Below are 1537 nucleotides of genomic sequence, written 5' to 3' on the forward strand. Positions count from 1 at the left end.
CATTTAAAACAAACTGACGAGAAATTACTTTCTCTATCAAATGATTTCTCATTTGTTTTGACTTCACTTTCGTGAAATCTACTCACTCGTTGTTCAGTTTTCAAAGACCAATTTGTTCATTTTGTCGTTATCAGTGTTTCTCTGTGACAACTTTTATATCATAACATGTCCGGTTCGTTTATGCAAGCTTTATTTTCGTTTACGTTTCATTCGAGTTTGGCTTGCCGATTCAATAAATGTGTTATTTACTGGCCGGACTAATAATATATCACGTATAATTAATGATTGCAACACTTTTTTAATAAAATTTTATATATAATTAGATAAGAGCCTCGTTTGTTACTTAGAATAAGCTCACCACGACTTATTTAAATGAGAATAAGTATTTTCCTATCAATCTCTACCTCATACTAAATATATATAAATTATCATATTAGACAAGTCCCTAAGGTAAATACACACGAGCACTGCGTACTAGGTATCATCATTAGGCTAAACTTGTATACTCAAGGATCTAGGTGTTATAAAAACCCTTATAAGGCTCAACAATCTGCCACGTGCTAGGACATGTTTAGTTGATACTGTTTTACACATTTTTACCCCATTAAGGAGCACACGACTGGATAAGAAAAACCGTAGATAAATTATGTTCTTAATAAGACTTCTTGCCCTATCTAATCACAAGGGACCGTTTTTAAAAAAATTGGCGAGTACAATATCATCCTTGATTGAGAAATATGCAAATTATAGAAATAATGCGTGATAAATGGACAAAACACGAACTAGTACTGTGCCTACAAATAGATGCTATCAAATACAATGAACACCCTTTTAGGAACTTCTAAAACAAATAGAAGTATTTCTTCCTCCACCTTTAATGCCTTCCTGAATTAATGCTTACCACTTAACAGCTAATTATATAGATAGGCACCTGTAATACATGAGCACTCTTTCAAGCAGCCTTCACGCAACCCTCAATCTAAGAAGGAACCTACCTGCGTCCATACACATCCATAGTTGTTCTTATATACACAGACTTATCACTTAGCATTTGTTCACTTCATAAAGCCACTTCAATATCACACTATGTCCAATAAAAACAACACTTATCATAGCAAAATAGAATAACAAGTCACTTAATTACCTTGTGTTGACTGGTATTAACTTGTTTCTTTACGAAAGAGGTTTTCTCTTTCTAATTGCACATTAAGACAACGTATTTTGCACCCTCCTTCCTCTCTAATCAATGATTTAATAGTTTAAAATTAATGTTGTTTGTAATTTATTCTGTAGTTTTATACTAAAGGTTTCTTATCATCATATCCTCATACATAATAAGCTAAAAAAAATTCCTTTAAATTGCTTCAAAAGTATGATTACCTCTACTTCAATCTTTAAAAAAACGCAAAAAGAACCACCATTGATCGAAATCAACAGTGGTTCTTGTGCTTGGCGGCGTCCTACTCTCCCAGGACCCTGCGGTCCAAGTACCATCGGCGCTGGAGGACTTAACGGTCGTGTTCGGGATGGGTACGTG

General features: G+C 34.1%; 1 rRNA gene. It reads right to left on the reverse strand.

What is annotated here, in order from left to right:
- Positions 1-1447: 1447 nt before the first annotated feature.
- Positions 1448-1537 (reverse strand): 5S ribosomal RNA (rrf, locus tag AC1D69_RS24960); the annotation flags it as partial.

It is taken from the genome of Paenibacillus sp. Y301, from assembly GCF_059445505.1.